Origin of the sequence: Corallococcus sp. AB049A, assembly GCF_003668885.1 — a bacterium.
GTDB classification, from domain to species: domain Bacteria; phylum Myxococcota; class Myxococcia; order Myxococcales; family Myxococcaceae; genus Corallococcus; species Corallococcus interemptor.
In genome coordinates this window covers 1-7,402 of sequence record NZ_RAWL01000420.1, presented here as the reverse complement: position 1 = coordinate 7,402, position 7,402 = coordinate 1, and the positions used below count along the sequence as shown (strand labels likewise).

General features: G+C 71.0%; 9 protein-coding genes. 5 read left to right on the top strand and 4 right to left on the bottom strand.

Features of this window, described 5'->3' with window-relative positions:
- Positions 1-57: 57 nt before the first annotated feature.
- Together D7X55_RS32120 and D7X55_RS32115 are read right to left on the bottom strand one after the other, a co-directional pair.
- Positions 58-768, bottom strand: coding sequence for a hypothetical protein (locus tag D7X55_RS32120; protein ID WP_120551647.1), 711 nt, complete (start codon positions 766-768; stop codon positions 58-60).
- A complete protein-coding gene (locus D7X55_RS32115) occupies positions 765-1,766 on the bottom strand; it encodes a site-2 protease family protein (protein ID WP_121725052.1) in 1,002 nt (333 codons plus the stop codon). Before D7X55_RS32115 ends, D7X55_RS32120 begins: the two co-directional genes overlap by 4 nt.
- 215 nt (positions 1,767-1,981) lie before the next feature.
- Here D7X55_RS32115 and D7X55_RS32110 point away from each other — a divergent pair, with 215 nt between their 5' ends.
- From D7X55_RS32110 to D7X55_RS32100, 3 genes are all read left to right on the top strand, one after another.
- Complete coding sequence (locus D7X55_RS32110) at positions 1,982-2,329, top strand: hypothetical protein (protein WP_120551649.1); 348 nt, start codon at positions 1,982-1,984, stop codon at positions 2,327-2,329.
- Positions 2,330-2,416: 87 nt separating this feature from the next.
- On the top strand, positions 2,417-3,238 hold the full coding sequence (locus D7X55_RS32105; RefSeq protein WP_121725051.1) for a hypothetical protein: 822 nt from the start codon (positions 2,417-2,419) through the stop codon (positions 3,236-3,238).
- Between the two features lie 47 nt (positions 3,239-3,285).
- A complete protein-coding gene (locus tag D7X55_RS32100) occupies positions 3,286-3,999 on the top strand; it encodes an HAD family hydrolase (protein WP_120551651.1) in 714 nt (237 codons plus the stop codon).
- Positions 4,000-4,053: 54 nt separating this feature from the next.
- Here D7X55_RS32100 and D7X55_RS32095 read toward each other — a convergent pair whose 3' ends face one another.
- The gene (locus D7X55_RS32095; protein ID WP_233610202.1) at positions 4,054-4,509 is read right to left on the bottom strand and encodes a transcriptional regulator; all 456 of its coding nucleotides are present in this window, start codon (positions 4,507-4,509) and stop codon (positions 4,054-4,056) included.
- A gap of 158 nt (positions 4,510-4,667) precedes the next feature.
- On the opposite strand from D7X55_RS32095, the gene D7X55_RS32090 reads away from it, so the two are divergent.
- Entirely contained in the window at positions 4,668-5,723 is a 1,056-nt protein-coding gene (locus D7X55_RS32090) for a lipid kinase (protein WP_306437756.1), read from the top strand.
- A gap of 10 nt (positions 5,724-5,733) precedes the next feature.
- On the opposite strand, the gene hrcA is transcribed toward D7X55_RS32090, so the two are convergent.
- A complete protein-coding gene (hrcA, locus tag D7X55_RS32085) occupies positions 5,734-6,765 on the bottom strand; it encodes a heat-inducible transcriptional repressor HrcA (protein ID WP_120551652.1) in 1,032 nt (343 codons plus the stop codon).
- A 208-nt stretch (positions 6,766-6,973) separates the two neighbouring features.
- Here hrcA and D7X55_RS32080 point away from each other — a divergent pair.
- The coding region (locus D7X55_RS32080; protein ID WP_147470284.1) for an EamA family transporter at positions 6,974-7,402 on the top strand (429 nt) is incomplete at its 3' end.

The window sequence follows — 7,402 nt, the reverse complement described above, 5'->3', positions numbered from 1 at the left end:
CCTGTCTCCCGCCCGCCGGGCAAGCGGGCCGGCCAGCGCCCCCGGTGCCCTTCCCGCCTAGAACGCCCCGCGCATCACCTGGAAGAGCACCAGCATCAGCGCCAGGCACACCACCAGCACGGCGCCCATCACCATGCTCTTCACCTTGCGCCCCAGCGCCGGTGACGGTCCGTCCGAGGTGAGCGGCACCGCGGTCGTCACCCGGCGGACCACCTCGTCCCGGCCGCGCAGCGCCTGGGCGTCGTCCGGCGCCCGGGCCAGCCGCATGCGGTACAGCCGGCCCACCATGGCCAGCTCTCCCCGCCCCATCGCCTGGGACAGCAGCCGGTCGTGCGCGTCCCAGTCGTGCCACGTCTCCAGGAGCGCGTGCCACTCCTGGGCCAGGACGCCGGAGGGCTGGTGCTCGTCCGGGATGAAGTTGGCGAAGACCAGCCCGCACGCCGCGCAGGACGTGGCGTCCTCGCGCATGGGCGCCACGCACTTGGGGCAGTGGCCCGGCGGAGACTGGAAGGGGTCACCGTCCAGCGCGGACGGGGCCACGACGGGCGCGTCCGTGCGAATCACGCGCAGCGCGGTGAGGCTGGGCCGCGCGGGCGGCACGGGCACCGCGACCGGTTCCGCCGAGGGCACCGCCACCGCCGCGGAGACCGAAGGCGCCGCCCGCGTCACCGCCGCGCAGGCCGGGCACACCACGGCCAGCACTCCCCCCTCGAGGGAGTAGGTCTCCACCTTGACCAGCCGGTCGCAGCTCTCGCACTGGTACTTCATGACCACACCTCGCGCAGGGGGATGGGCATCGCGCACCCTACCAGCGCCAGCAGGCACAGCGCGCAGATGACCTTGCGCGAGCGGCTCAGGGGCTCCTCCGGCCGCAGGACCTCCGGGTGGCCGAAGCCCACCACCTTGCTCGCCACCACCAGCCACAGGCCCCACGACGCGGTGACGAACACGGTGAGGAAGAGCAGCACCGCCGCCACGCCCTTCCCCACCCAGCGGGCTTTGGGCCCCAGCACCGCGAACGTCAGGTGCCCGCCGTCCAGCTGTCCCACCGGCAGCAGGTTGAGCAGCGTCACCAGCAGGCCGAACCACGCGGCCATCACCACCGGGTGCACCACCACGTCCTTGCCCTCCGGCAGCGGCCCCAGCGCCAGCCACGTCAGCGCCTTCATGATGAGGTTGTCCCCGAAGAGCGTCTGGTGGCTCGTGTACACGGGCGCCATGGCTGGCGGCGCCTGCGTCACCTTCTCCATCACCCAGTGCAGGAGCTCCTGCCCCAGCACCCACAGCGACGACTCACCGGGGAACGCGGACGGCACCGGCGGCGAGTCCACCACCGTGGAGTGCAGGAGCCCCCAGTAGAGCAGCGGCAGCGCCACCACCAGGCCCGCCAGCGGCCCCGCGGCGCCAATGTCCACCAGCGCGTTGCGCGTGGGGATGCGCCCGCGCAGCCGGATGACCGCGCCCAGCGTGCCCAGGCTCCCCGGCACCGGCAGCGGGATGAAGTACGGCAGGGACGTGTCCACCCGGTGCCACCGCGCCAGCACGTAGTGGCCCATCTCGTGCGAGCCCAGGATGGCCAGCAGCGACCCGCTGAAGAACAGCGCCTGCGTCCGGTCCTCGGCCAAGAGGCCCGCCCCGCTGAAGGGAAATGAGCGCCCGAAGAGCAGCAGGTAGGCGAGGAACGTCGTCCCCAGCGTCACCACGAACAACAGCAGGTGCAGCCAGACGCGGGCCGGGGCGGGACGTGGGAGGGAAGCCGGATGCATGCGCGAAGATGCCTCACGTCCGCGAGCGGGGCGACCGGTTCCGCGCCGCCCGGCGGATGAAGTGTCAAACACAACTCGGATTACTCCGCCCCGGGTCCTTGACTTGAAAAAGCCTTCTGCTACGAACCGCGCCGCTTGAGGTTTTACCGAACGGCAGGGCGCCCGTCCGGGCCGTCCCGCCACCGTCCAAGCCACCGCCAGTTGGGGAGATAAACATGAAGAAGTTCATCCTGTCCGCCGTCGCCGCCGCCTCCCTCGTGGGCTGCACCAGCGTCGAGTCCGCCGTCGTCTCCGGCTCCGAGATCGCCGCCAACGGCGAGGCCGTGGCCGTCATCCAGGGCAGCTCGCTGGGCCTGACCGCGATCTTCCACATCATCGACATCGTCCAGAGCGACCTGGACACCGTGGTGAACAAGCTCCTCATCACCGAGGCGAAGGCCATGGGCGCCTCCAAGGTCGACCTGAAGTCGGCCTCCACCACGCCCCGTCACGGCATCTTCGCCCTGTTCGGCACCATCATCGGCATCACCAGCTCCTCCGCGACCGGCGTGGCGGTGAAGTAGTCCCAAGCTGCCTCCTCACCGAGGCAGTCCGAAGGCCCCCTGGGAACAGCGGGGCCTTTTCCATTTCCAGCCCCTGGATTTCCCCCCATGCGCGCCCTCCTCCTCGTGCCCCTCGTGTGCGTCCTCGCCTGCCGTTCGTCCTCGTCCGGAGGCGCGAACGACGCGGAGCTGATGGCCCAGGTGCGCGAGAAGCTGGCCGCGCGCGACGCGAAGCTCCTGGCCTACCAGCTGGAGGGCACCCAGACGGAAGGGGCTTCCGTGTCCGCGGGCTTCAGCTTCGCGTACCGCGCGCCCCAGAAGATGCGCGGCACCGTGTCCGCGCCCCAGGCCCGGCAGGTGTGGTGGGACGGCAAGCACCTGTACGAGCAGGTGGAGGCGGCGAAGCAGTTCACCACCTTCACGTCCCAGGTCTCTGCGGAGAAGCTGTCCGCGTTCCTCACCGAAATCTTCACCCCCTTCGTCCCGGAGGGCTTCCGCGCGCCGCTGCTGTTGCGCAGCGCGAAGGCGAAGCGCGTTACCGGCCTGCCCCAGGCGAAGGAGGCCGTGGAGCTGTCCATGGCGCTGGAGGGCGACGCGGCCGGCGGGCTGGAGGTGACGTACGTGCTGCGCTGGCCCTCGCTGGACTTCCTGGCCAAGCGGACGCGCGCGCCGGACGGCACCCAGGGCGAGGTGCGGATGGAGGAGGAGCACTGCGACGCGTCCCTGGGGCTGTGCGTGCCGAAGAAGCTCACGCGCTGGCTGGGGAATGAGAAGCAGGGGGAGACGGTGCTGTCCAAGGTGGACCTCAAGACGTCCCTGCCCAACGACGCCTTCACCCCCGCCGCTCCGGACGGATACAGCGTGCAGACCCGGACACTCGTGGACAGCGAAGCGCAGGAGAGTGGACCGAAGTCGCCCACGGACGGTTGACCGGCCCGCCCCCCAGCCCCACCTTGGGCGGCGGAGGTTTGCCGCGCATGGTCGAAAACGTCATCTTCGACGTGGATGGAACGCTGATCGACTCGGTGGACGAACACGCCGAGGCCTGGCGCCGGTCGTTCATCGAGTTCGGGCGGGACATCCCGTTCGCCCACGTGCGAAGCCAGATTGGCAAGGGCTCGGACCAGCTCCTGCCCGTCTTCTTCAACGACGAGGAGTTGGAGCGCTTCGGCAAGGACCTGGACGAGTACCGCTCCGCGCTCTTCAAGCGCGAGTTCCTGCCCAAGGTGCGCGCCTTCCCGCGCGTGAAGGAGCTGTTCCAGCAGCTGCGCAAGCGCGGCCGCAAGATTGCCCTTGCGTCCAGCGCCAAGGACGACGAGCTCAAGCGCTACGTGGAGCTGTGCGGCATCGACGGCCTGTTCGAGACGAAGACGAACAAGGACGAGGTCGACAAGAGCAAGCCGCACCCGGACATCTTCGAGGCGGCGATGACGAAGCTGGGCAAGCCAGACCCCGCCACGGTGGTGGTGGTGGGCGACACGCCCTACGACGCGCTCGCCGCGGGCAAGCTGCACCTGGCGTCCGTGGGCGTGCTGTGCGGGGGCTTCCGCGCGGAGGACCTGCGCACCGCCGGCTGCCGCACGCTGGTGAAGGACCCCGCGGAGCTCCTGCGCCGGCTGGAGGAGGACCCGGAGGCCTGGCCCTGGGACGCGGCGTCGCGCGACACCTCCAAGGACGAGGAGTCGCGCTGAAGGCCCCCAAGGTGGCCACGACCTCGTGGCCACCGGTGGAGCCCTGCTGAAACGCTACTTGCGCGAACCGCCGCGCTTCGCGCGGGAACGGGACGCGGTGGACTTGCGCGTCGTGTTACGGCGCGCGGTGCTCTTGCGGGCCGTGGAGCGCTTGCCGGCGGTGCCGGTGCGCGAGGTGGCCTTGCGGCCGGTGGTGGTGCGCTTCGCCCGGGCGGGCGCGGCCCTCTTGCGGCTGGAGGTCGTCTTCTTCGCGGTGGCGGCGCGGCGCTTGCCCCCCACGCTTCCGGCCTTGCGCGCGTTCTTGCGGGCCGCGGGGCGCCGGCGGGCCGCCTTCGCCTTGCTGCCGGAGCCACCCTTCGTACCGCCACCGGTGAGCTTGTTCACCGTGGCCCACGCGCGGGCCTCCGCGGTCTTCTCACTGGTGCCCTTCTTCTCGTAACCCTTCTCGATGTGCTCGGCCATGCGCTTCTGCTTCGCCGAGTACTTGTCCTTGCTTCCACGCGCCATCATCACCCTCCTGGAGAACGGTCCCGGCGCGGGTCCTGGCATGGAGTCCGCGTCGCCTGGAAGGTGAACACGCCTCCCCAGGGAGGGAACCCGTTGGCCCCCTACCCCTGTCCATTCGCGGAAGCATGCGGTGGGACGACGCTGGGGAATGGACAGAGGCCCTGCCCTTTCCGCTCGGGTGCCGCTGGTGCGCGCGCCCCGTCGTGCGCAGCTTGGAGACGCCGTACAGAAAGCCGAGGCTTCCTCTGGAACCCGCACTCAACGCGCCTCCGCGCCTTCGTCACCTGGATGAAGGGCCCGCGGTCCTGGTGGTGAACACGCGCTCCCGCTCGGGGCGCGACGCCTTCGAAGACGCCCGCGAGCTGCTGGCCGCCCACGGCATCCCGCTCATGGCCGCGCACGCACTGACGCGGCCCAAGCGGCTGCGAAAGGTGGTGGAGGACGCCATCGCCCAGGGCGCCCGCCGCGTCCTCGTGGGAGGAGGCGACGGCACCATCAGCTGCGCGGCGCAGGCGCTGATGGGCCGCGACGTGACGCTGGGCGTGGTGCCGCTGGGCACCGGCAACGACTTCGCGCGCTCGATGGGCATCCCGGACACGCTGGAGGCCGCGTGTGACGTCATCGCCGGCGGCTACACGGCGCGCGTGGACGTGGGGCTCGTCAACGGGCGGCCCTTCCTCAACGCCGCCAGCCTGGGGCTCACCACCGCCATCGCGAAGCGGCTGACGCAGGAATTGAAGCAGCGCGCCGGAAAGCTGGCCTACCCCATGGCCGCCGCCGCGGAGATGCGCACGCTGCAGCCCTTCCACGTCCGGCTCCAGGCGGACGGCCAGACGCTGGAGGTGGACGCGCTCCAGCTGGTGGTGGGCAACGGCCGCTACCACGGCGCGGGGAACATGGTGGCGCCGGACGCGACGCTGGACGACCGCCGCTTCCACGTCTACGCCATCACCGCGCCCTCCATGGAGGAGGGCGGCGAGCGCACGGGGCTGGGCCACCTGCAGGACGTGGCCACGCTGGCGCGCGTGGCGCTGGGCATGAGGAGCGGCGCGCACCTGGAGCACGAGTCCGTCGTGCACCTGCACACGTCGCGGCTCGTCGTGGAGACGGATCCGCCCATGGAGGTGAACGCGGACGGGGAGAACGTGGGCACGACGCCCATGCGCTTCGAGGTGGCCCCCGCGGCGCTGCGCGTCTACGCGCCCGCGCCGCAGTAGGGGGCGTTCGTCAGACCTTCTCCAGCACGCTGGAGAGCACCTGGGCGGTGAAGTTCACCAGGGGAATCACGCGCCGGTAGTCCATGCGCGTGGGCCCGATGACGCCCACGGTGCCCAGCACCGCCTCCGCCGTGCCGTAGGGGCTGGCGATGACGGTGACGTCACCGGCGGCGGAGAACTCGCTCTCCGCGCCGATGAAGACGTGCATCTCCTTCGTGCGCTGCACGCGGTCCAGCAGGTGCAGCAGCTTGTGCTTCTCATCCAGGGCGCGGAAGAGCGCGCGGATGCGCTCCACGTCCGCGAACTCCGGCTGCTCCAGGAAGGAGCCGGTGCCTTCAATCAGCACGCGCTCGGGCGTCTGCAGGTCGGTGGCGGCGGCGCCCAGCTTGAGGGCCTTGGCGGTGAGCGCGTTGTAGAGGGCCTGCTCCTGGTCCATCTCCGCGCGGATGCGCTCGCGGGCCTCTTCCAGGGGCACCTGGTGCAGGAGCTCGGAGAGGTAGTTGCTGGCCTTCATGAGCTCGTCGGACGTCACCGGGAAGTCCACGGTGAGGGCCTTGTTGTGCACCTGGCCGTTCTGGCCCACGAGCACGGCGAGCACGCGGTTCTCGCGCAGGCGCAGGAACTCGATGCGCTGGAACACGGCGGCGTCGGCGCGGGGCGTGAGGACGACGCCCGCATGGCGCGTGAGCGAGTGCAGCACGCGGCTGGCCTCCGACAGGATGTCGTCCAGGTTGGACTCGTGGACGAGGCCGGCGTGGATGAGCTCGCGGTCGCGGGGGGCGGGGTCGCGCAGCTTGACCAGGGTGTCCACGTAGAAGCGGTAGCCGCGGTCGGTGGGCACGCGGCCGGCGGAGGTGTGGGGCTTCTCCAGGAAGCCCAGGGCCTCCAGGTCGGCGAGCACGTTGCGCATGGTCGCGGAGGACACGTCGAACTCTCCGCGACGCGTCAGCTGCTGACTGCCGACCGGGCCGCCGGTGGTGATGTACTCCTGCACCACGGCTCGGAGGACTTCCTTTTCGCGCTCACCCAATTCGTCGGGCATTCCCGCTCACGCTCCGGAAGCCGTCGGCCCGCCCTCCGGGTCTCCATGCCTCCTGTAGAATTCTAAAAGGGACGCCCCGGGCATTCAATTGGGAGGGGTGTGCAGGAGGGCAGGCAGGCGGGGCGCTGGTTCTCCGGCCTGCGTGGGGCGGCGGGTACGGCAAAGCGCACATCGCCCTGGAGGGTGGTGGGGGTTAGAAGCCGCCGCCGTGACGACCGCGACCGCGACCTCCGACATAGCCGAGTCCGCGCCCCACCGGGGCCGCCTGCTGTTCAGCCTCTTCGCGCTCTACGTCATCTGGGGGTCCACCTACCTGGCGATGCGGTTCGCGCTGGCGGGCTTTCCGCCGTTCCGGATGGCGGGGATGCGCTTCCTCCTGGCGGGCGGGCTGTTGTTCGCCGGACTGCGCTTGAGGGGGCAGCCGGGGCCGGGCCTGCGTCAGTGGGGCGCGGGCGCGGTGACGGGCTTCCTGTTGCTGGTGCTGGGCAACGGCGGCATCGCGGTGGCGCAGAACCTGGGGGTGCCCTCGGGGGTGGCGGCGCTGGTGGTGGGGAGCATGCCGCTGTGGGCGGCCATCTTCGGGGCGGCGTTCGGGCAGAGGCCGGGCCACGCGGAGCTGGCGGGCCTGGTGCTGGGG

Bases quoted from the DNA above. Each gene is read 5' to 3' on its own strand.
- D7X55_RS32110 (WP_120551649.1), top strand. From the start codon at position 1,982: ATGAAGAAGTTCATCCTGTCCGCCGTCGCCGCCGCCTCCCTCGTGGGC.
- D7X55_RS32105 (WP_121725051.1), top strand. From the start codon at position 2,417: ATGCGCGCCCTCCTCCTCGTGCCCCTCGTGTGCGTCCTCGCCTGCCGT.
- D7X55_RS32120 (WP_120551647.1), bottom strand. From the start codon at position 768: ATGAAGTACCAGTGCGAGAGCTGCGACCGGCTGGTCAAGGTGGAGACC.
- D7X55_RS32095 (WP_233610202.1), bottom strand. From the start codon at position 4,509: ATGATGGCGCGTGGAAGCAAGGACAAGTACTCGGCGAAGCAGAAGCGC.
- D7X55_RS32115 (WP_121725052.1), bottom strand. From the start codon at position 1,766: ATGCATCCGGCTTCCCTCCCACGTCCCGCCCCGGCCCGCGTCTGGCTG.
- hrcA (WP_120551652.1), bottom strand. From the start codon at position 6,765: ATGCCCGACGAATTGGGTGAGCGCGAAAAGGAAGTCCTCCGAGCCGTG.
- D7X55_RS32100 (WP_120551651.1), top strand. From the start codon at position 3,286: ATGGTCGAAAACGTCATCTTCGACGTGGATGGAACGCTGATCGACTCG.